The sequence below is a fragment of the Microbacterium sp. LMI13-1-1.1 genome (assembly GCF_040815625.1).
GTDB classification, from domain to species: Bacteria; Actinomycetota; Actinomycetes; order Actinomycetales; family Microbacteriaceae; genus Microbacterium; species Microbacterium forte.
In genome coordinates this window covers 1-20,846 of record NZ_JBFPNL010000006.1, presented here as the reverse complement: position 1 = coordinate 20,846, position 20,846 = coordinate 1, and the positions used below count along the sequence as shown (strand labels likewise).

The window sequence follows — 20,846 nt, the reverse complement described above, 5'->3', positions numbered from 1 at the left end:
CACCCGTGGTTATTGATATATCCGGAGCACTCCGGAACACGGGGAGGAATCGTGGGCAAGAACTACGTCGACATCGAGAACGACCAGGGCGCGACGCTGCGGTATCGCAAGCACGCCAACGGTCGCGGTCTCGTCGCGCATGGCGCGAAGGTCCATCCGAAGGCGCATGTTGAAGCGGGCGCCTACATCGAACCCGGCGCGCGTATCGGCGCGGGGGCGACCATCGCCCGCGGCGCGTGGATCGAACCGGATGCCGTGATCGGCGAGGGTGCGCACGTCGACGCTCACGCACACATCGGCCAGGGCGCTGCCGTCGGAGACGGCGCGCACATCGGGGTCCGCACCGAAGTCGGAGCAGGTGCTCGCATCGTCCGCGGCGCGCGCATCGGCGACGATGAGACGGTCGCCGCCGGCCTGACGGTCGCCACCGACCCGAAGGGGCTGTGGCTCGCGGCCTGATCACAGCCGCGATCCCAGACCGTCTCGCCGCGTGCGCCGGGTACCCTGGAGCACATGGCGACTCAGGGACGACGACCGGCAGGACGTGCCGGCAAAGGCTCGCCCGTGCGACGCAACAGGGCGGCACCGGCGCAGCGGTTCCCGCCGCCCAAGCCGCCGAAGAAGACCGCCAAGGTCGTGTTCGATGCGCCGGAACGCGAGTCCGAGGAGCCGCGCACGTTCCGACTCGGAGTCGTGCCCGGCGCCACACCAGGCAAGTGGATCGACGCCTGGAAGCAGCGGATGCCGCACGTGCCCCTCGAACTCGTGCCGGTGGAGGTCGCCGATCAGGGCGCGGCGCTCGACGACCTCGACGCCGCGCTGGTGCGTCTGCCGCTGACCGACGAGACCCTGCACGTCATCACGCTGTACGACGAGGTGCCGGTCGTGGTCGCCTCGATCGATTCGCACCTGCTCGCGGCCGACGAACTGACCATCGCCGACCTCGCAGGTGAGATCGTGATGGTCCCCACTGACGATCCACTGGGTGCGATCGACATCCCGGGTGCCCTCGCCCCGACGTTCGCGCCGCTGACCGTCGCAGAAGCCATCACGACCGCTGCCGCCGGAACCGGGATCGTGATCCTGCCCATGTCTCTCGCACGCGTGCACCACCGCAAGGATGTCCGCCATCGACGCCTCGTCGACGGCCCGACGTCGACGGTCGCCCTGGTCTGGCGCCGTGACCACACCACCCCTGACGTCGAGACGTTCATCGGGATCGTGCGGGGTCGCACCTCCAACTCGTCACGGTGATGCGAGCGTGACGTCCCGATGACAGCGATGACGGCGACCCCCTCCGGTCGTCGTTAGACTCTCGTGGTGGTCTCGCTTCTCTACGTCTGTGTGCGCCCCGAGCTCGGGGCGGCGGATGCCGAGCACGCCTCGTTCCGACGGGCGCTCGGCGTCGACGTCGTCGACCGCCTCGACCTGCTCACCGAGCCCCTCGACCCTGCGCGCCTCGCGCGATACGACGGCGTCGTGGTCGGCGGCTCTCCCTTCAACGTGAGCGACGCCGAGAAGTCTGCAGTGCAGCTGCGTGTCGAAGCAGATCTCGAGCGCATCGCTCGGCGGGCCATCGACGGCCGGATCGCGGCGTTCTTCACCTGCTTCAGCATCGGTGTGGTGACGCGGATGCTCGGCGGCGAGATCACGGTGGACACTCCCGAATCGGCCAGCGCCACCGTGATCGAGACGACCGAGGCCGGCGCAGCGGATCCGGTGTTCGGCCCGAGCTCGCCCGCCCTCACCGTCTTCACCGCCCATAAGGAGAGCGCTGCTGCTCTGCCGCAGGGTGCGGTCCTTCTCGCCACGAACGACACCTGCCCGGTACAGGCGTATCGCGTCGGGACTCACCTCTACACGGCGCAGTTCCACCCTGAGCCGACCCCGAGGGACTTCGCCGACCGGATGACGTTCTACCGCACCACCGGGTACTTCGACCCCGACGAGTTCGACGAGGTGCAGGGGCAGGTGCTCGCAGCATCGGTCACCGAGGGCGCCGCTCTGCTGCGCCGTTTCGCGCAGACGTTCGCCGCAGCCTGACTCCGAGCAGGCGAGCAGGCGAGCAGGGCTCAGCCGCGCAGCAGCTCCACACGTTCGCGGAGGTATGCCTCGAGCGGCATCCACCCGCCGGCAGTGCTCCACCGCACCGACGGCGCGGCGTCGATCATCGCGAGCGGCCCCGATGCCCCACCCGCATCCACGGCGTCGAGGTCGATCACCGACCACCCGACGTGCACGACGTCGCCCTCGTCGAATCCGCCCCGCAGAGCCAGCGCGCGACGCTCGGCGCGCTCTCTTGCGGACTCGGCCGTATAGCCGCGGCGGCCGGGGTCGGCAGCGCGCAGCACCTCGGCGGTCGCCAGGGCCTGCGTCTCGGTCAACAGCAGCACTCCGATGTGCCAGGCCGCGCCCACGCGAACGATGCGGCGTCCGCGCCACCGGGATTCCCGCTCCTCGCCGAGTCCCTCCTGCGGCAGGCCCGAGAGCGCACGCACGGCGTCGGCTATCAGCGCGGATGCCGTGGTCACAGCTCCCCCTGGGGTCGCGCGCGAACCAGCTCGGGGTCGACCAGTCGCGCCGCGTCACCGCGGATCAGCATGCCGAACAGCGGGAAGAGCAGCACCGACAGCATCCCCGCGCCGACGAGTGCTGCGGCCGTGCCGGTGTCGATCATCTTGTGGTCCACCCCGATGGCCGTCACGGCGACGATGATGGGCAGCCCTGTGGCGGCCAGCAGCCCGAGCGCCGTGCGGTCTCTGACGCTCGCGCCGGGTGGGGCGGAGAGCTGCGCAGTGGTGCCCCGGAGCACGAGCAGCGCCACGAGGAAGAGGGGCAGCATCAGCATCGCCGAGGACGAACCGGTGAGCGCCTGGAGGTCGAAGTTCACGCCGGTGTAGAGGAAGAAGATCGGCACGAAGAGCCCGAACGCGATGGCCTCGAGTTTCGTCTCCATCGCCGCTGCGTCCTTCTCGGGCGCACGCGCCATGATGATGCGCCACACGGCTCCCGCGACGAAGGCGCCGAGCAGCATGTCGAGGTCGAGCATGACGCTGAGACCGACCAGCGCCGCGATGAGCAGCAGCACGAAGCGCACGCCGAACTGATCGGAGGTGTGCAGCGTGGCGCGCACGAAGGCATGCAGGCGCCCATGCTGCATCCGCTGGGCCATCCACACGGCGAGCCCCGCCAGAGCCACGAAGGCGAGCAGCACGGCGGTGGCGAGCGGCGTGGTGCGGGTGCTGAGGAAGAGCGAGATCGCGATCAACGGCAGGAACTCTCCCACGGCGCCGATCACGGTGACCGCACGACCGAACGGAGTGTCCGTCTCCCTCGCATCCCGCAGGATCGGCATCAGGGTGCCGAGTGCGGTGGAGCTGAGCGCGATGGCGATCACGACCATCCCCTCGCCGGGTGCGAGGAAGAAGCCGATCGCGATCCCGAGCACGACGCTGATGCTCCAGCCGATCGAGGCCCGCACGAGCGGGCGCCCGGAGACGGCGCGGAAATCGATCTCGGATCCGGCCATGAAGAAGAGCATCGCGAGCCCGAAATCGCTGAGCTTCTCGAGGATGGGCGTCGGCTCGACCCAGCCGAGCACGGCGGGCCCCGCGAGAATCCCGAGCACGAGCTCGAACACGATGATCGGCACTCGGATGACGGGTCGGATGCCGCGCGCCAGCAGCGGCGCTGCCACCGCGAGCAGCGGGATCAGCACCAGTCCGAGATCGCCCGCGTCCACGCTCCCAGAGTAGCGACCCGGGGCGACGATTCGCCCGGTGGTCGCATCCACGGCAGAATCGATGCACACCCCCGAGGAGCCCCCATGTCTCAGCCCGACACCGCCCGCCTGCTGATCGCCTGCGACGATCAGCCCGGCATCGTCGCCGCCGTCGCCGGAGTGCTCTCCGCCCACGGAGCGAACATCATCTCCCTCGACCAGCATTCCACCGACTCCGAGGGTGGTCGGTTCTTCCAGCGCACCGTGATCCACCTCCCCGGTCTCTCGGCCGCGCGCACCGCGCTCGAGGCCGACCTCGCCCCGATCGCCGAGCGCTTCGGCATGGAGTGGTCACTGCACGACACCGCCCGCCGCAAGCGCGTCGCGATCTTCGTGTCGAAGTACGATCACTGCCTGATGGAGCTGCTGTGGCGCACGCAGCGCGGACAGCTCGACATCGACGTGACGATGGTCGTCTCGAACCACCCCGACCTCGCCGAGTCGGTGCGCTCGTTCGGAGTGCCGTTCGTGCACATCCCCTCGGGCGACAAGCAGGCGATGGAGCAGCGCCAGCTCGAGATGCTCCGAGGCAACGTCGATCTCGTCGTCCTCGCCCGCTACATGCAGATCCTGAGCGATGACTTCATCACGGGTCTCGGTGCCCCCGTCATCAACATCCACCACTCGTTCCTGCCCGCCTTCATCGGGGCCAACCCGTATGCCAGGGCGAAGGATCGCGGCGTCAAGCTGATCGGGGCGACCGCCCACTACGCGACGGCCGACCTCGACGAGGGGCCGATCATCGAGCAGGACGTCACGCGGGTCACGCACTCGGAGTCCGCGGCCGAGCTGCAGCGCCGCGGCGCCGATGTCGAGCGCCTCGTGCTCGCGCGCGCCGTGCAGTGGCATGCCGAGGACCGTGTGATCGTGCACGGCCGCTCGACCGTCATCCTCTGAGTCAGGGCTTCTGCGGCACCCCGGCGACCAGCTCGGCGAAGGCCTCCGCCGCAGTGGAACAGCGGGCGAGCGGCGCGCCCTGCCCCATCCAGAGGGACTGCAGCTCGCCGAGGTTCTGCTCGCCTGCCGCAGCCCGGAATCGCCCTGTGAGCCAGTTCTGCATCGGGAACGGGGCGATGGAGCCGCTCGCTTCGATCGCCCGCACCGCGCGGTTGCGAGCACCGCGGGCGAGGCGTCCGCTCATCGCCCGTGTGAGAACGGTGCCGTCGGCGGGTGTCGCGCGGATGGCGTCACGATGCGCCTGGTTCGCGGCGGACTCGACTGTCGCCAGGAAGGCCGTGCCGACCTGCACGGCCGATGCACCGAGCGCGAAAGCGGCCGCGACACCGCGCCGATCGGCGATGCCGCCGGCCGCGATCACCGGCACATCGACGGCATCCACGACCTGCGGCACGAGCGAGAAGGTGCCGACGAGCGACTCCTCGGGCGGTCGCAGGAACGACACGCGATGACCTCCGGCCTCGAAGCCGGTCGCGATGACGGCGTCGACCCCGGCCTCGGCGAGGGCTGCGGCTTCGGCGACCGTCGTCGCTGTCGCCACCACGCGGATGCCTCGGCGATGCGCCTGTTCGATGAGGTCGCCGGAGGGGATGCCGAACACCGTGCTGAGCACGGGCGGCGCGGACTCCCAGATCGCGTCGAGCTGCTCGTCGAGCGGGGGCACGTACCGCTCGGGTCGTGCCGGCACTTCGAGGCCGACCGCGTCGTAGAACGGCTGCAGCGCCTGCGCGAACACGGTGTGCTGCGGGTTCGGCGCGACCTCGTCGCCCGTCGGCAGCCAGATGTTCACGGCGAACGGGCGCGAGGTCGCCTCCCGCAGCGACGCGACGGTCGAGCGGATGCGGTCGCCGTCGTAGCCGTACAGCCCGTAGCCGCCGAGCCCACCCGCCTCGCTGACGGCCGCGGCGAGCGCGACGGACGAGAGCCCGCCGAACGGGCCGAGCAGGACGGGGTGTTCGATGCCGAGCAGCGCACGCAGATCAGTCATACATCGAGGCTATCTCCGCTCTCCTGGCCGGAGGTGAGCGCGGATCACCGATCCCCTGCTCGGATGCCGGTGATAATCTCGGCGGGAGGGATCAGAGAGGCGCACATGAGCGAGTGGTTCGGGCAGATGCTCGGCTTCGTCGCGGCCGCGCTCGGGATCGTCGCGGTGCCCGATGCCGCAGCCCTCGGTGTCGCGATCGCGCTGATCGCCCTGACGACGCTCACGATCGCCGTCGCTCTGAGCCTGGCACCGCCCTCGCCGAGCACCGCTCCGCATCCGCTGAGGGCGATCGACGTCTCGACGCTGCTCGCGCAGAGCGATCCTGATGCCGCCGGTCACCCGCGCCCTCGTGCGCCGGGAGTCGCCGTTCCCGCGTAGTCCGTCCTCGTACGGGACTGCGCGGCTTTCGCCGACCCTTCCCGACACACGAACGGACTTCCATGGACATCTTCGCCTTCCCACCCCTGACCTTTCTGCTCGATGCGGCGTACGGCGCCCTCGCCGGGCTCTCCTCGCTGCTCGAACCACTCGCCGGAGCATCCGCCGCAGCCCTCGCAGTGGTGCTCGTGACGCTTCTCGTCCGCGCACTGCTGATTCCCGTGGGTGTCTCGCAGGCCAAGGCCGAGCAGACCAGGGCGCGCCTCGCGCCCCGGCTGCGCGAGCTGCAGCGCCGGCACAAGAAGAACCCCGAACGCCTGCAGAAGGAGATGCTCGAGCTCTATCGCTCCGAGAACACGTCTCCGTTCGCCGGCATGCTGCCTGTTCTCGCGCAGGCACCGGTCGTCGGCATCCTGTACACGCTGTTCATCCGCCCCGACATCGCGGGGCACGCCAACGACCTGCTCACGCACGACCTGTTCGGTGCGCCGCTGGGAACGAGCCTCGTCTCGGCCGTCTTCGGCGGCACGGCGACACCCGAGACGCTGCTGGTGTTCGGCGCCCTGATCGCCGTGATGATCGCGGTGGCCGAGATCACGCGGCGGGTCTTCCGGCCGGCGCCGGTCGACGATGATTCGCCGCTGAACTCGCCGACGATGCAGAGAGTGACGAGCGCTCTGCACTATCTGACAGCAGTGTTCGCCGTGTTCGTGCCGTTGGCGGCCGCGCTCTACCTCACGGTCACCGTCGTCTGGACTCTGGTGCAGCGCATGCTGCTGCGGCGTCGCTATCCCCTGCCCGTGCCGGCCGGGGTCAGCGTCTGACGTTCGGCACTCACTCCGGCAGCGGGATCGGCGCCGTGAACGGCCCGGTCTCGTCGCCGCGGCCCTCATCGTCCGCGCCGGTGTCGTCTCGTGCGGCGGCGTCGGCGCGGCGGCGCTGTCGCCGCACGCCGAGCGTCGTGCCGACGCTCGCTGCGACGACGAGGGCGATCGCGAGCATCCTCAGCGGGGTGGCGGACTGGCCGAGGATCAGCCACCCGGCGAGTGTCGCGAACGCGGGTTCGAGGCTCAGCAGCACTCCGAACACGCGCTGCGGCAGGCGACGGAGCGCCGCGAGCTCGAAGCTGTAGGGGATCACCGACGACAGCACGGCCGTGACCGCGGCGAGCAGCAGCAGCTGCATGTCGCCCGAGACGGTGACGGCCGCCGGCACTCCGACCGGGATCAGCAGCACCGCCGCCACGACGAGCCCGACCGCGAGCCCGCTCGTACCGGGGATGACGGCGCCGACTCGGGCGCTCATGCGGATGTACATGGCCCAGAAGGCCGCGGCGATCAGGATGAAGACGACACCGAGAGGGTCGAGCGGGTCGGCGCCGATCAGTCCGTCGACGCCGAGCAGCACCATGCCGAGCAGCGCGACGCCCACCCAGGCGGCGTCGGCGAGGCGTCGGGTCAGCGCAGCCGACAGCACCAGTGGCCCGAGGAACTCGATCGCGACGGCGGGGCCGAGCGGGATCCGGTCGATGGCCGCGTAGAAGAAGCCGTTCATCGCCGCCAGCGAGACTCCGAACAGCACGGCAGCCAGCCACTGCACTCTCGTCCAGCGCACCGGCCGCGGGCGCACGATGACCACCAGCAGCAGCGCCGCGATCGCGACGCGCAGAGAGGTCACGCCCCACGGGCCGAGCACCGGGAACAGCTGTGCCGCGACAGCGGCCCCGAACGGCAACGACAGGCAGGAGCAGACGACCAGTGCGACGCCCACGAGCGGGCGGGACGACGCGGACTGCTTCACCCCGCCAGCCTACGGCGCAGGGAGGCTGCGGCGAACGCGGGCGATCAGAGGTGCTTGCCGCCGGTGACGGCGAGCACCGCGCCGGACGTGTACGACGACTCCGCCGCGGCGAGGTAGACGTATGCGCCGGCGAGCTCGGCCGGCTGTCCCGCCCGGCCGAGAGGCGTGTCGGAGCCGAAGGTCTTCACCCGCTCATCGCTCCATCCGGTGGCCGGGATGAGCGGCGTCCAGATGGGTCCGGGGGCGACCGCGTTCACGCGGATGCCTCGTTCTCCCGCCTCTTCGGCGAGCGCCTTGACGAATGCGACCTGTGCCGCCTTCGTCATCGCGTAGTCGATGAGGTTGGGCGAGGGCTCGAACGCCTGCACGGACGCCGTCACGATGATGCTCGACCCCGGCTCCAGATGCGGATACGCGGCCCTGGCCGAGTACAGCAGTCCGAACAGGTTCGTCTCGAACACGCGGCGCAGCTTGTCGGTCTCGAGATTCTCGAAGCCGTCGATGTCGTGCTGGTAGGCGGCGTTGAGCACCAGGATGTCCAGCCCGCCGAGGCCGCTCCTCGTCTCGGAGACCACCTCCGTCGCGAAGGCCTCGTCCCGCAGATCCCCGGCGAGGCTGAGCCCCTGCCTGCCTTCGGCGCGGATGAGCTCGATCGTGTCGTCGGCATCCGACTGCTCCTCCGGCATGTGCACGATCGCCACGTCCGCGCCCTCCCGGGCGAAGGCGATGGCGACGGCCCGACCGATTCCGGAGTCGCCACCCGTGATCAGGGCTCGACGGCCCTCGAGCCGCGCGTGACCGACGTATGACTGCTCACCGTGGTCGGGAACCGGCCGCATCTGATCGGTCAGCCCCGGCTGGTCCTGCTGCTGCCCCGGGAACTCCTCCTGGCGATGCTGGCTGCGGGGGTCGGGCATGCTGTCGGCCATGGTGTCTCCTCTTCCTCGCGACTCGCGACTCGCGACTCGCGACTCGCGACCACTGTTCGTTGCGCGAGTCGGGCGTCAACCGAGCCTCGTGGCCTCTCGACGCCCTCGGCAGGGGGTTGACAATCGGCACGACGATCCGGGGCCGGGGCGCGGAGGCGGAGCGGGCTCCTCGACGCGCTCAGGCCGCGGGAGCGGACGGCTCGTCGTCGCCCGTGGAGACGGAGGCCTCCTGCGGCTCGGGAACCAGGTACAGACCGCTCGGAGCGTTGGCCGTGAAGGCGAGCGCTTCGATCCAGGCCCGGTTGACCGACGGCTGCCGGCTGCCGAAGTACTTGAAGACGAGCGAGCTGCCCGGCTGAACCCACACGGTCGTGCGGCCGCCTCCGACGCTGGCGTCTTCACGCCAGCTGAAGGGGAAGGGCTCCGCGCGGCGCAGCTTGGCGGTCATCACGAGCTGCAGATGGGTGAGGGCGCGATCCTCGATCTCGGTCTTCACACTGCCCTCGTAGATGAACTTGCCCATGCCGCGTCTCCTCAGGTGTCCGGGTCTTCGCCTTGCAGTTTATGGGAATCTCCAGCCCGGCTGCGTCGATGAAACCGCCGCCGAAGTCAACCCCCTGCGCTCGGATTCCTCCCCCGCATATCCTGTGAGGGACCGCGAGGAGACCCACCATGAACGCACGACACATCGACGACCGTTCCGACGAGGGCTACACCCCCACGACCACTCACGCCGAGTTCGGCGAAGGCAACCCCCGTCTGCGGGTGACCCGCGACGGCGAGCGCACGGAGTTCGCCCTCGAGGTCGACGTGGTGCGCATCGGCTCGGCCGCCGACAACGAGCTGCGGCTCGAAGGCGCCGACCCCGTGCACGCGACGATCACGCACGACGACCGCGACGAGTACGTGCTCGAACTGCACGGCGAGGGCGAGATGAACAGCAACCCCGACGCCACCGCCACGCACCCCGGCGACCGGTCGCAGACACTGCGCACGGGCGCGCGCTTCACTGTCGGAGAGTGGGAGCTCGTCTACGCACGCGACGAGTTCGCCGACCACGGTCGTCCCTTCGGCGGACGCCTCGGCGGCGAGTACTCCGACCAGCCGCTGCAGCCCCCGCGGCCCGACTACTCCGACGAGGCGAACATCGAGACGGACGCGCCGACGCACGCCGACTCCGCTGAGGAGAAGTGACGGCGGAGCAGCCGTCGCTGGATCGCCTGAGCGAGGTCGCCGCTGAGCGCGGGCTGCGCATCTGCGTCGTCGAGTCTCTGACCTCGGGGCGCCTGGCGAGCACGATCGGCGCGGGTGACGACGCGGGCGACTGGTTCGCCGGCGGCATCGTCGCCTACCTCACCGATGTCAAAGAGAGCCTGCTCGGCCTCACGCCGGGAACCGACCCGTGCTCGGCCGAGTGCGCCGAGCAACTCGCCGAGAGCGCGCGACGGCTCTTCGACGCCGACGTCTGCATCTCCACCACGGGCGTCGGGGGCCCGGAGCCCGAGGGCGGGCACGACCCCGGAACCGTCTTCATCGGGTGGGCGACCGACGACGGAGTCGGCCATCGGATGCTGGCGCTCACCGGCGATCCGCACGAGGTGCTCGACGAGACGGTCGACACCGCGATCCGACTGCTCGCCTTCCATGCCGAGGGCATCAGGCCCGCCGGTCCTCGGCGCTCAGGCGCGGCGTCGACTGAGCTGAACGGGCAAGCCGACTGAGAGCCCTGCGCTCTCCACCGTGCACTCTCCGCCGGATCCGCCGAGGGTCACCGCCCAGGCACGAGTCCGATGCGCAGCGGCGCACCGGGAGCGGATGCCGCGGCTATCGCCTCGTCGATGGCTGCGAGCTGCCGCACCTCGCCGACCGCATCCGCGAACGGGTAGGCGCGTCCTCGTCCGGCGAGGAATCCGACGGCCTCGGCCAGCTCGGCTCCGGTGTAGTTGTGCACCCCGGTGACGGTCACCAGTCGACGCACGATGCTCTCGGCGTCGAGCGGCACGGGCTCGGCAGGGAAGACGCTTCCGACGAGCACGACCGTGCCCCCGGTGCCCACGCCGGCGACCGCGTCTGACACGGCATGCCCCGAGGCCTCGATCACGATGTCCGGGTCACGATCGATCCGGCCGGCACCGAACCGTGCGGCGAGCGCGAGCCGTGCGGGTGCGGGGTCGAGCACCTCGACCGTCGCGCCGTGCTCCACGGCGATCGCGGCAGCCGAGAGCCCGACGAGTCCGGCTCCGTGGATGCGCACGGCCGCGCCCTCGAGGTCATGGTCGCGCGCTGCCCTGGCCACGGCGGCCCAGGCGGTCGCGGTCGCGCACGATGCCGGCGCGAGCACCGAGGCCGGCAGCGACTCGGGCACCCGCACGATCGCGGTGCCCGCTCGCACCTGGACGTGCGTGCCGAAGGCTCCGCTGAGATCGCCGTGCACTCCGATGCGATCATGGCCGTATTTGCCCAGCGTGCGGCACTTCTGCGGCAGGCCCCGCGTGCACCGGTCGCAGGTGCCGCACGAGATCGTGACCGACCAGACCACACGATCGCCGATGCGCACCGGGGTGCCGTCGACCGCGACAGCCCCGGCATCGCCCATGGCGATCACGCGTCCGACGCTCTCATGGCCGAGCACCAGGGGCACCGGAGCCGATCGCCGCCCCTGCACGGTGTGCACGTCGGACCCGCAGATGGTCGACATCTCGACCGCGACCAGCACGTCGTTCTCGCCGAGAGCGACACCGGGCACCGCGATGGTCTCGTGCGGGTGGCCTTCGCCGATCCACACCATCGCTGTGGCTGCGGGGCGCAGAGCGACGTCGCGGCGATGGCCGGGAGGTCGGACAAGCAGAGTTCCCATGAGGGCCACTCAGGCGGTGGGCACGAGCGGAAGCAGCCCGCGCTCGGCCAGCGCACTGTGGAGATGCGTGACGTCTGCGAGCACGGCGTCGGCACCGGCGACTTCGAGGGCACTCGAGTCGTGGGCGCCCGTGAGCACGCCGGCGACGAAGCCGGCACCGGCGCGTCGCCCTGATTCGACATCGCTGACGGTGTCTCCCGCGACCGCGACCGACGCGACCGACGAGGTCTGCGTGCGGATCAGCGCGGTGAGCACGAGGTCGGGCGCAGGGCGACCTCGTCCGGCATCGACGGGCGAGAGCGCCAGGTCGACGAGGCCGATCCATCCGAGACCGTCGATCAGCGCGTCGCGGGTGACCGGAGCGAACCCGGTCGTGAGCACGACGGTCAGACCCGCATCCTTCAGGCTCCGGATAGCATCCGCCGCCCCGGGGATCTCGGCGACCCCCTGTTCCGCCACGATCTCGGCATAGGCACCCTCGAACTCCGCCGTCGCCCGTTCGGCTGCGGCCCTGTCGCCGCCCGCGAGATGCGTGAAGACGTCGATCTTGGACTGGCCCATGGTCGCGCGCACATGGGCCAGCGCGTCGTCCCACGGCATCCGATCTGCGACTCCGGTGCGCTCGGCGGCGCGCTGGAACGCGGTCTCGACGACGCCGTCGTCGAGCACGGTCGTGCCTGCCATGTCGAGCACGACGAGTTCGAGTGCCGGAGGTGCGGAGAGGTGCGTGGTCATGAGGTTCCTTCCATTGCGGGTGCCCACCCGAAGGCGGCGGTGAGATTCTCTTCGGCGAGCCCCAGACCCGTGGTCATTCCGATGCCGGTGGTCGCGGCGAGCACCAGCACCCCCTCCTCGACCCTGTCGATGAGGAATTCGTGCTGCGCCTTGGCGTAGACGCCCTGCCAGCGCTCGAGCACCCGCGGTGCGGGCATGTCGAACAGCGCCTCCGCCTCGGCGAGGAACGCGGCGAACGCCGCCTCCGGCTGGAACGGCTCGGGCGCACTCGACGTGGTGTGAGAGTCGCCGATGATGAGCGTGCCGTCCGGCAGCTGCGTGTACATCTGGTTGAGGTCGAGTGCCGCGAGGTCGGGGCGCTCGGAGTGCAGTCGCTCACGGAGGGCACCGGCCGCCGCACCGTCGGCGAAGCGTCCGTACCGCACGAGCGACCAGCCGGTCAGCAGCGGGGCAGCGAGCGGATGCGGCAGCGTCACCGCCGCTCGCATCATGTCGAGCGCGCACCGCTCGACACCGGCGCGTGCGGCCACCTCGGGCAGCAGCTGGTCGACGTCGTGATTGACCGCGACGACCACCGCGCCGGCCGTGATGGCGCCTCTCGTCGTCTCGACGCGTCGCCCGGCGACCGAGGTCACCGCTGTGCGGAAGCGGAAGTCGACTCCCTGCACGGCGAGGTGTCGCACGATCGCTGCCGCGGCGGTGCGCGGATCGGTCTGCAGGTCGGTTTCGATGTGCGCCCCGCCGACGAGCCCCTCGGCACGGAGCGGGGCGAGACGTAGCAGCTCGTCCGTCTCCAGCATCCGGATGCCGCCGTCGGCCGCCGCCTGCTCGAGCACCGCGATCTCGTCTGCGTGACGGGCGGCGACCAGCGTGCCGGATTCGCGCAGCCAGAAGTCCGCGTCGTGAGCGAGGCGCAGCCACAGGTCGCGAGACAGGTCGGCATAGCGGCGAGCCTCGCCGGTCTGCGCGCCGATGCAGAGATGGCCGAAGTTGCGGATCGTCGCCCCGACCGGGGCATCCGCCCTGTCGACGACGATCACCGTGAGGCCCCGCCGAACAGCGGCGTAGGCCGCGCCGAGGCCGATGATCCCCGAACCCACGACGACGAGATCCGCGCTGTGCTGAGTGCCTTTGCGCTGAGTCGCGCTGTGCTGAGTGCCGTTCATCGGAACACCTTCCGCATCCACATCGCGAGTCCTTCGACGACGAGCACCGTGACGAGGATCATCAGCACGATCGCGGTGACCGTCTCGTAGCGAGAGCCCTGGCTGGCGTTGAGCAGGTAGTAGCCCACTCCGCCGCCGCCGACGATGCCGAGGATCGTCGCCGCACGGATGTTCGTGTCGAGCATGTAGAAGCTGTGTCCGATGAGCGCCTGCATCCCCTGCGGCACTGTCGCCGAGGTGTAGGTCTGCAGACGAGTGGCGCCGACCGCGCGAAGCGCTCGCTCGGGGCCTCGGTCGACCTCCTCGAGGGAGTCGGCGATCAGTTTGCCGAGCAGTCCGATGCCGCCGATGGCGAGTGCGATGACTCCCGCCTGCGCACCGAGCCCGGTGATCACGACGAGCACGATCGCGAGGATCAGCTCGGGGATGCCGCGGATGCCGACGAGCAGGAATCGTGCGACGCCGCGCGCGCCAGGGCCGGGTGCGACGTTGCTGGCCGCGAGCGAGCCGAGGATCAGAGAAGGCAGCAGGGTGAGCACGGTCGCTGCGAGTGCGATCGCGATCGTGTCGCGCATGGCGGCGATCATCGCCGACGCCTCGTAGCTGCCGAAGGACGGCGGCCAGAACTTCGCGGCGACCTCGGGGAGCTTGGCCCAGAAGGTGAAGAAGTCGAGCCAGTTGATCTGGCTGACGACGACGCTGCCGATCACGACGAGCACCGCGACGATGATGCCGCTCGTGTTGCGCACGCGCTCTGCCGTCCACGGTCGTCGCACCGCGGTCTGAGGGCTTGCCGCCCATGCAGGTCGTGCGGTCCCCGTCGAACTCGCGCTCGACGAGCCGCGCAGTCGAGGGTGGATGATGCGGTCGATCCACGACCGGGTCTGCCTCTGCTGTCCGAGCATCGCCCCGCGCACCAGGCTCGAGACGATCTCCATCGCGACGCACAGGATGAAGATGACCAGCGCGATGCCCAGGCCTTTGCCGTAGTTCAGCGACTTGAACGCGTACGACATCTCGAGCCCGAGGCCCGCCACACCCACGTAGCCGAGCACGACGCTGCCGCGCAGGTTGATGTCGTTGCGATGCAGCACCGTCGCGACCCAACTCGGCAATACCTGGGGAAGGATCCCCGAGGCGAACTCCTGCATCTTCGATCCGCCGGCGGCGCGGATCGCAAGCCGGGGACCCTCGTCGATCTGCTCGATCGCATCGGCGAACATCTTCGAGATCATGCCGATCGAGTGGATGCCGATGGCGAGGATGCCGGGGAGGGTGCCGAGCGAGAACATGAGCACGAACGCCATGGCGAGCACGACGTCCGGCAGCGCGCGGGTGAGCACTCCCACGAATCGGGCCGCGGCCCGCCATCCGTTGCCCGGGGTCGTATTCGAGGCTGCGAGGTAGGCGATCGGCACCGAGAGCACGGCGGCGAGCAGCGTGCCGACGAGCACGAGCCCCACAGTGAGGGCGATCAGCCATGCGAGGTCGGCCGGCTCGGGGAACGAGAGTCCGCCGACGCGGGCCACGAAGTTCTCGGCATTGCCCCAGCTCTGCACCATCGCCGGGATCGAGATGCCGACCTCTTCGACCGCGAGGATGCCGAGCACCAGGAGAGCCACCAGGGTGAGCCCGGCGGCGATGCGCTCGGCCGAGAGCGGGCGTCGGGGTGCGCGGTCGGAGACGGTGGCATGCCCTGGGGCCGCGGACGACGAGGGTGCGTCCGAGAGCACGGTCATGAGACCCGGGCCGTGTCGATGTCGGCGATGTCGACCGCGATCTCGGTGAGCTCGTTCTGAACGGCGCGAATCTCAGCCGTGGTCGTGGCGACGCGGCCGTAGATCTCCATGACCTCGGCCTTGGTGAGGTCGCCGGTCGGTGTGTCGAGCACGATCTCACCGTGGCGCAGGCCGACGATGCGGTCGGCCCACGAGATCGCGAGGTCGACCTGGTGCAGGCTGCAGACGACGGTGAGGCCCTCGTCGGCGGCGATCTCGCGGATCAGCGCCATGACCTGATCGCTCGACTCGGGGTCGAGCGAGGCGACGGGCTCGTCGGCGAGAAGGATGTCGGGCTTCTGCATCAGGGCGCGGGCGATGGCGACGCGCTGCTGCTGGCCGCCCGAGAGGGTGTCGCTGCGCTGATAGGCGCGATCGAGGAGTCCGACGCGGTCGAGGTGTTCGAGGGCGCGCAGCTTCGCCGCCTTCGAATAGCCCCAGAGCCCGAGGCGCGGTCCGCGGACCTCCGACAGCGATCCGGTGAGCACGTTCTCGAGCACGGTGAGCGAGGGCACGAGCTCGAACTGCTGGAAGATGAATCCCACCCGACTGCGCAGGCGGCGGAGCGCCTTGCCCTTCAGAGTCGGCACCGGGGAACCGAGCACCTCGATGTCGCCCGAGGTCGGGACCTCGAGCCCGTCGACGTGTCGCAGGAGCGTGGACTTGCCCGAGCCCGAGAGGCCCAGCAGCACGACGATCTCGCCGCGAGACACCTGCAGCGACGCGTTCTTGAGCGCCGTCGTCGTGCCGAAGGTCTTCGTCACGCCGTTCAGGCGGATGAGGGCATCGGATGCCGTGTTCATGTCAGTTCTCCTCGTGAATCTCTGAAGCTCGTCGGTAGAGGTGGCGAGCGAGACGAAGCGCATCGACCTCAGCGCGTCTCGTCTCGCTCGCCGTGACCTCCCGCTCGACGAGCGGGAGCGAAGCGGATGTCAGGGTGTCAGCCCTGGCACTGCTCCGCTTCGGTCTCCTTGCAGATGTCGCGGATCAGGTCGTAGTACGCGTCGTCGACCGGCTTCGTGGCGAAGAAGACGCTGCGGAAGGAGTCGGTGTCGGCGCTGTCGATGCCGGCGGCGATGATGTCGTCGATCGTGATCTCCGAGAGGCCGTCGATGAGCTTCTGGGCGACGTCGTCGGGAAGCGTCGACGAGTAGACGAGCGGGGCACCGGGCACCATGGTCTCGTCGATGACCTTGACGGCATCCGACTTCTCGACCTCGGAGTCCTCGGCGAAGCCGACCTCGCACTCGACCCCCTCGCCGACCTTCTGCACGCTCACGTCGTGCTTGCCCGCGAAGACCGGAGTGATGTCGGTCTTCGGGTCGATGCCCGCCTCGATGAGGTTGTACGAGGGGAAGAGGTATCCGGACGTGGACGACGGGTCGACGAAGCAGACCTTCTTGCCCGCGAAGTCGTCGATGCTCGAGATGTCGCTGTCAGCGGGGACGATCGCCTGTGAGAAGTAGCCGGGCTCCTGGCCCTCCTCCGTGACGATCGACGAGATCGGGGTGAGCTTCGCACCGTTGTTGGTGGCGGTGACGTAGGTGAATCCCGAGAAGGAGGCGACGTCGACCTTGCCGGCGACAGCGGCCTCGATGAGCGCGGCGTAGTCGGTGGACTCGTGGTACTCGACCGACTTGCCGGTGATCTCGGCGATGTAGTCCATGAGCGGCTGGTAGTTCGTCTCGGTGTCGACCGAGTCGGGCACGACGCCGAAGACGAGCGTGTTCTCGTCGACCGCGAAGCCGCTCGCGGTCGACGATGCGTCGGCATCGGACGCGCCGGTGGCCTCGGCGGTGCCGGAACAGGCGGCGAGGCCGAGCGCGAGGATCGCGGCGCCGGCGAGTACGGGGAGAGCGCGGAGCTTCATGAGGACCTTTCGGAGTGGGAGGGGGTGATCCACGAGCAACTCTGACAGGGCGCGGGCCGAGATATATACCTAACTTGCAAGAGTTCAAGGTTCGTTCACCCGGGCTTTCCTGGGATGAACACAGACAGAATGCTCGACCTCCCTGTGATGTCACCAAGTAGTATGCCTATGTGGCCGAAGCTGTATACACCCAGATCGCAGACGACCTGCGCGCCCAGATCGCGGCCGGCTCTCTGCGCCCCGGGGATGACGTGCCCACCGAGTCGGAACTCGCCGAACGCTGGCGCACGTCTCGTGGTCCCATCCGGAACGCCCTGGCCGCACTGCGCAGCGAGGGCCTGATCGAGACCGGAAGAGGCCGCCCCGCTCGGGTCGTCTCCCGCAAGGCGAGCCAGGCCGTCGACGTGTCGGTGCCGTTCACCCGCTGGGCTCGCGATCTCGGCGTGACCCCCGGTGCCCAGACGCAGGAGCTGAGTCTTCGCCGGGCAGGCGACCGCGCCGAGCTTCTCGGGGTCTCCCCCGAGGACACGATCGTCGGCGTCGTGCGACTCCGACTGCTCGATGGGCGGCCGACGATGCTCGAGCGCCTCTTCTACACCGAGGCCGTCGGGCGCCGGCTGTTCGACGTCGACACCGACGAGATCTCGATCACCGAATACCTGGGGTCAGTCGGACACCCGATCGTCGGACTCGAGCACCAGATCGACGCGGTGGCGGCCGATGACCAGGATGCCGCGCTGCTGCGGGTGCCGCAGGGAACGCCGATCCTCCGGCTCAGCCGTATCTCCCGCGATGCGAGCGGACGCGTCTTCGAAGCGTCCGAGGACCGCTATCTCAGCGAGGTGGTGCGGTTCACCGTCGCAGCGTCGGGAATATCGACGGACGGGCACTACATGCGTGCAGTGGGCGGCTAGGAGCCGGCAGGTCGGTTTCGATTCCTCGAGGGAAGAAGCCGATCGCGAGCGCGCTGGGGATCAGATTCCAGAGATCGCGCTCGCGATCACAGCGCTGGGGATGCGCTATTTCTGGGGTATACCCAATGTAAGCTCCCGGCTACACCATGGAACACGGTCTATAGTCGAGACCTACCCTGGACTTTCGTCTAGTCCTTGAGCGTGCATCCGCGGAATTCCGCGGGTTTTCCCCCAGAGTATCGGAATGCTGGACGAGGATTTTGACCGCGTTCCGCCTCCGAGATGCCGGAATACTGGTTCGGTCAGACGATCGGCAGGAGAGCTGACACGACCCAGCGTCCGTCCGCTTCTCCGGCACTGAACTCACCGCTGGCGCCGAGGACGCGCTCGGCCATGCGCCCGACGCCGGTGCGGCTCGACGAGAGCTCGCGACGCGGCGTGACAGAGAGAGGGCTGCTCACCGTCAGCTTTGCGGAGTCGTCATCGATGTCGAATCGGATCAGGACTTCGCCCTCGCCTGCGTACTTGAGGACGTTGGTGGCCGACTCGCGCAGGATGCGCGCGAGGATGATCTCGGCCGCGCGTGGGATGCGCTCGTCAGAGGGGTCGCCGTCGACGATCACGGCATGACCCGCGGATTCGAACTCCTGCTGGGCTTCGTCGACGGACGCCGCCAGATCACCCGAGGGCATGCCCTCGGACCGGGGTCCGTCGTCTGCGAGGTCGATCACGAAGCGGAGATCGGTCATCGCCTTGCGTGCGGCGATGCGGATCGCCTCCTGCGATTCGCTGCTGGTGCGATCGTCGTCGAGCATCTGCACGTGCAGCGCCACCACCGTGAGGTGGTGCGCGATGCTGTCGTGCAACTCGCCGGCGATCCAACGTCGCTCAGCGAGTACTGCCTGCCGTTCCTGCTCGGCCTTCTCAGCCAGCTGCACCTCGAGCGTCCGCCCTCGGGCGAACGCGATGCGAAGTGCGAAGCCGACGGCTCCGGATACTGCGGCGCCGACCAGGAAGATCGCGATATTGAAGGCATCCCTCGAGTCGCCAGTGACGACCAGTGCGGATGCGAGGAGGAAAACTCCGGCATAGGACAGGACCAAGGAGGTCCATCCCAGACGCACGATCAGGCCTGCCGCGAAAGCGGCGGTCGTGAGCACCTGGGCTTCGATGCCGGGGATGAAGGAGAGTGCGAACACCACGCCGAGGGCGTATGTCGCGATCAGTGGCGACCAGAGATACAGGGCCAAGACCGCGGTGGATGCGATCCCGAGTGCCGCCGTCAGAGGATCCAATCCCGGAGGAAGGAACAGTCCGACGATGTCGAAGGTGACGATCGTTCCGACGACCGCCAATACGGCGATCCGTTCGATCGTGCTGAGCTTCTCGCCCTTTCCGAGTCGGGTGACGTCAGAGCGGTCGCCCGAGGAAAGACTTGAAGCCATACTTCAGTATCTCCTTTCCGCCAGATATATTAACGGTAGAAGCCGAAAAAGAGTCCAACCTGGTTCCAGAATGACATAGAGATTCACCTCCTTTATTGCACTTTTGACTAGCGATGTACTCATCTTCTCGGTGATCTTCTCGCACCACATCTGCCGCACGTCTAGACGTCGATAGCCAAAGGTCTAAGACATCGCGCCGCAGGTACACCCCGGTTAGGCTTCCTCCATGTCCCAAATCCGAGTCGTGATCGTCGATGATGATCCCCTGGTGCGCTCAGCGCTCTCTCACTTCGTCTCACGAGACCCGGAGATCACGGTGGTCGCGGAGGCGGAGTCCGGCCTCGAGGGCATTGAAGTCGTGGAGCGCGAGCATCCTGATGTCGTGATGATGGACGTGCAGATGCCGGAGATGAACGGCATCGAGGCGACTGCGGTCATCAGTGAGCGGTGGCCCGAGGTCAAGATCCTGGCGGTGACGACGCTCGATGGCAGCGACACCGTGCTTCCGATGCTCAGTGCCGGTGCATCGGGGTATCTGCTCAAGGACTCCAGCGCGGCGAGCATTCTCGAGGGCGTGCGTGAGGTGTACAGCGGAGCGAGCTCTCTGTCACCGCGCATCGCCTCGTTGCTGATCAAGCATGTGCGCGATACGGAGCCGGTGGGCGGCGACGACTCGCTCGAGGCGCTCACCGACCGCGAGCAAGAGGTGCTGCAGCGTCTCGCCCAGGGGATGTCGAACGCTGAGATCGCGCGCACGCTGATCGTGTCGGAGGGAACGGTGAAAGCGCACCTCGGCCGCATCATGTCGAAGTGGCACGTTCGCGACAGAGTGCAGATCCTGGTCACGGCGGCGCACGCCGGCCTGGTCGACTTCCGCTGACGCGGAGACTGTCGAGGCTGGCGTCTGCTCACGCGGGGCCTGCTCACGCTGGCGTCTGCTCACAGGGCCTGCTGAAGCCGGATCACGTCGGCTGGATCCCACCGAAGTCGAACCAGATCCCAGAGCGTGCAAGGCGACCGCGACCGTCGCAGGTCACCCCGTTCGGGCGAGGTGCTTCCGGGGCAGGTCGGCGGGGAGGCTGAGTCGTGGGGTGCGCCAGCGCTGGTCGGGGTCCCACCACGCCGGGCCGCGCACCTGCGGGAGGCCGTCATTCATCCGGATCTCCCACCCCGAGGTGCCGAGGGACCGGTGATGCCACCAGCACAACGGCACACCGTTATCCGTATGCGTCGGGCCGCCCCGGGCGT

At 69.0% G+C, this 20,846-nt stretch carries 23 protein-coding genes and 1 pseudogene; 10 read left to right on the top strand and 14 right to left on the bottom strand.

Features of this window, described 5'->3' with window-relative positions; genetic code table 11:
* The first annotated feature begins 51 nt into the window (after positions 1-51).
* The 3 genes from MRBLMI13_RS13430 (at position 52) to MRBLMI13_RS13420 (ending at position 2,043) form a co-directional block, all read left to right on the top strand.
* Complete coding sequence (locus MRBLMI13_RS13430) at positions 52-459, top strand: DapH/DapD/GlmU-related protein (RefSeq protein WP_042540126.1); 408 nt, start codon at positions 52-54, stop codon at positions 457-459.
* Between the two features lie 54 nt (positions 460-513).
* Positions 514-1,254 carry a LysR substrate-binding domain-containing protein gene (locus tag MRBLMI13_RS13425; protein ID WP_367823838.1) on the top strand — a complete coding sequence of 247 codons (741 nt, stop codon included), beginning with the start codon at positions 514-516 and terminating at the stop codon, positions 1,252-1,254.
* Positions 1,255-1,320: 66 nt separating this feature from the next.
* A complete protein-coding gene (locus tag MRBLMI13_RS13420) occupies positions 1,321-2,043 on the top strand; it encodes a glutamine amidotransferase-related protein (protein WP_367823840.1) in 723 nt (240 codons plus the stop codon).
* Between the two features lie 29 nt (positions 2,044-2,072).
* Here MRBLMI13_RS13420 and MRBLMI13_RS13415 read toward each other — a convergent pair whose 3' ends face one another.
* On the bottom strand, positions 2,073-2,531 hold the full coding sequence (locus tag MRBLMI13_RS13415) for a glutaminase (protein WP_079113442.1): 459 nt from the start codon (positions 2,529-2,531) through the stop codon (positions 2,073-2,075).
* Entirely contained in the window at positions 2,528-3,742 is a 1,215-nt protein-coding gene (locus MRBLMI13_RS13410) for a cation:proton antiporter (RefSeq protein ID WP_367823842.1), read from the bottom strand. Before MRBLMI13_RS13410 ends, MRBLMI13_RS13415 begins: the two co-directional genes overlap by 4 nt.
* A gap of 84 nt (positions 3,743-3,826) precedes the next feature.
* Here MRBLMI13_RS13410 and purU point away from each other — a divergent pair, with 84 nt between their 5' ends.
* A complete protein-coding gene (purU, locus tag MRBLMI13_RS13405; protein ID WP_042540119.1) occupies positions 3,827-4,678 on the top strand; it encodes a formyltetrahydrofolate deformylase in 852 nt (283 codons plus the stop codon).
* 1 nt (position 4,679) lies between these two features.
* On the opposite strand, the gene MRBLMI13_RS13400 is transcribed toward purU, so the two are convergent.
* Positions 4,680-5,726, bottom strand: a complete 1,047-nt coding sequence (locus MRBLMI13_RS13400) for an NAD(P)H-dependent flavin oxidoreductase (RefSeq protein WP_367823844.1) — start codon at positions 5,724-5,726, stop codon at positions 4,680-4,682.
* A 105-nt stretch (positions 5,727-5,831) separates the two neighbouring features.
* Between MRBLMI13_RS13400 and MRBLMI13_RS13395 the strand changes: the two genes are divergently transcribed.
* Both MRBLMI13_RS13395 and MRBLMI13_RS13390 read left to right on the top strand, forming a co-directional pair.
* The gene (locus MRBLMI13_RS13395; RefSeq protein ID WP_042540176.1) at positions 5,832-6,104 is read left to right on the top strand and encodes a DUF6412 domain-containing protein; all 273 of its coding nucleotides are present in this window, start codon (positions 5,832-5,834) and stop codon (positions 6,102-6,104) included.
* Positions 6,105-6,166: 62 nt separating this feature from the next.
* Positions 6,167-6,928 carry a YidC/Oxa1 family membrane protein insertase gene (locus MRBLMI13_RS13390; protein WP_079113445.1) on the top strand — a complete coding sequence of 254 codons (762 nt, stop codon included), beginning with the start codon at positions 6,167-6,169 and terminating at the stop codon, positions 6,926-6,928.
* A gap of 10 nt (positions 6,929-6,938) precedes the next feature.
* Here MRBLMI13_RS13390 and MRBLMI13_RS13385 read toward each other — a convergent pair whose 3' ends face one another.
* The 3 genes from MRBLMI13_RS13385 to MRBLMI13_RS13375 form a co-directional block, all read right to left on the bottom strand.
* Positions 6,939-7,904 (bottom strand): EamA family transporter, encoded by a 966-nt coding sequence (locus MRBLMI13_RS13385; protein ID WP_367823847.1) that lies wholly within the window; start codon positions 7,902-7,904, stop codon positions 6,939-6,941.
* A 44-nt stretch (positions 7,905-7,948) separates the two neighbouring features.
* Positions 7,949-8,833, bottom strand: coding sequence for an SDR family oxidoreductase (locus tag MRBLMI13_RS13380; RefSeq protein WP_367823849.1), 885 nt, complete (start codon positions 8,831-8,833; stop codon positions 7,949-7,951).
* A 178-nt stretch (positions 8,834-9,011) separates the two neighbouring features.
* Positions 9,012-9,356, bottom strand: coding sequence for an ATP-dependent DNA ligase (locus tag MRBLMI13_RS13375; protein WP_367823851.1), 345 nt, complete (start codon positions 9,354-9,356; stop codon positions 9,012-9,014).
* Between the two features lie 149 nt (positions 9,357-9,505).
* Here MRBLMI13_RS13375 and MRBLMI13_RS13370 point away from each other — a divergent pair, with 149 nt between their 5' ends.
* Together MRBLMI13_RS13370 and MRBLMI13_RS13365 are read left to right on the top strand one after the other, a co-directional pair.
* The gene (locus MRBLMI13_RS13370) at positions 9,506-10,027 is read left to right on the top strand and encodes an FHA domain-containing protein (RefSeq protein ID WP_367823853.1); all 522 of its coding nucleotides are present in this window, start codon (positions 9,506-9,508) and stop codon (positions 10,025-10,027) included.
* Positions 10,024-10,554, top strand: coding sequence for a CinA family protein (locus MRBLMI13_RS13365; RefSeq protein WP_367823855.1), 531 nt, complete (start codon positions 10,024-10,026; stop codon positions 10,552-10,554). Before MRBLMI13_RS13370 ends, MRBLMI13_RS13365 begins: the two co-directional genes overlap by 4 nt.
* Before the next feature lie 47 nt (positions 10,555-10,601).
* Here the strand turns inward: MRBLMI13_RS13365 and MRBLMI13_RS13360 are convergent, their stop codons facing one another.
* From MRBLMI13_RS13360 to MRBLMI13_RS13335, 6 genes are all read right to left on the bottom strand, one after another.
* Positions 10,602-11,690 carry an alcohol dehydrogenase catalytic domain-containing protein gene (locus MRBLMI13_RS13360; protein ID WP_042540105.1) on the bottom strand — a complete coding sequence of 363 codons (1,089 nt, stop codon included), beginning with the start codon at positions 11,688-11,690 and terminating at the stop codon, positions 10,602-10,604.
* A 9-nt stretch (positions 11,691-11,699) separates the two neighbouring features.
* Positions 11,700-12,425, bottom strand: a complete 726-nt coding sequence (locus MRBLMI13_RS13355; RefSeq protein ID WP_367823857.1) for an HAD family hydrolase — start codon at positions 12,423-12,425, stop codon at positions 11,700-11,702.
* Entirely contained in the window at positions 12,422-13,591 is a 1,170-nt protein-coding gene (locus MRBLMI13_RS13350) for a TIGR03364 family FAD-dependent oxidoreductase (protein ID WP_367823859.1), read from the bottom strand. The genes MRBLMI13_RS13355 and MRBLMI13_RS13350 overlap by 4 nt, the downstream gene beginning before the upstream one ends.
* Entirely contained in the window at positions 13,588-15,330 is a 1,743-nt protein-coding gene (gene phnE / locus MRBLMI13_RS13345) for a phosphonate ABC transporter, permease protein PhnE (protein WP_367823861.1), read from the bottom strand. Before phnE ends, MRBLMI13_RS13350 begins: the two co-directional genes overlap by 4 nt.
* On the bottom strand, positions 15,327-16,172 hold the full coding sequence (phnC, locus tag MRBLMI13_RS13340; RefSeq protein ID WP_079114046.1) for a phosphonate ABC transporter ATP-binding protein: 846 nt from the start codon (positions 16,170-16,172) through the stop codon (positions 15,327-15,329). The genes phnE and phnC overlap by 4 nt, the downstream gene beginning before the upstream one ends.
* A gap of 137 nt (positions 16,173-16,309) precedes the next feature.
* Positions 16,310-17,239 (bottom strand): phosphate/phosphite/phosphonate ABC transporter substrate-binding protein, encoded by a 930-nt coding sequence (locus MRBLMI13_RS13335; protein WP_367823863.1) that lies wholly within the window; start codon positions 17,237-17,239, stop codon positions 16,310-16,312.
* Positions 17,240-17,409: 170 nt separating this feature from the next.
* Between MRBLMI13_RS13335 and MRBLMI13_RS13330 the strand changes: the two genes are divergently transcribed.
* Entirely contained in the window at positions 17,410-18,153 is a 744-nt protein-coding gene (locus MRBLMI13_RS13330; protein WP_367823865.1) for a GntR family transcriptional regulator, read from the top strand.
* A gap of 302 nt (positions 18,154-18,455) precedes the next feature.
* On the opposite strand, the gene MRBLMI13_RS13325 is transcribed toward MRBLMI13_RS13330, so the two are convergent.
* Positions 18,456-19,598, bottom strand: coding sequence for a sensor histidine kinase (locus tag MRBLMI13_RS13325; RefSeq protein WP_367823867.1), 1,143 nt, complete (start codon positions 19,596-19,598; stop codon positions 18,456-18,458).
* A 226-nt stretch (positions 19,599-19,824) separates the two neighbouring features.
* Between MRBLMI13_RS13325 and MRBLMI13_RS13320 the strand changes: the two genes are divergently transcribed.
* Positions 19,825-20,478: a response regulator gene (locus MRBLMI13_RS13320; RefSeq protein WP_228385565.1), complete on the top strand. Its 654-nt coding sequence runs from the start codon at positions 19,825-19,827 to the stop codon at positions 20,476-20,478.
* A 153-nt stretch (positions 20,479-20,631) separates the two neighbouring features.
* Here the strand turns inward: MRBLMI13_RS13320 and MRBLMI13_RS13315 are convergent.
* Positions 20,632-20,846: pseudogene (locus MRBLMI13_RS13315) on the bottom strand (hypothetical protein); the annotation flags it as partial.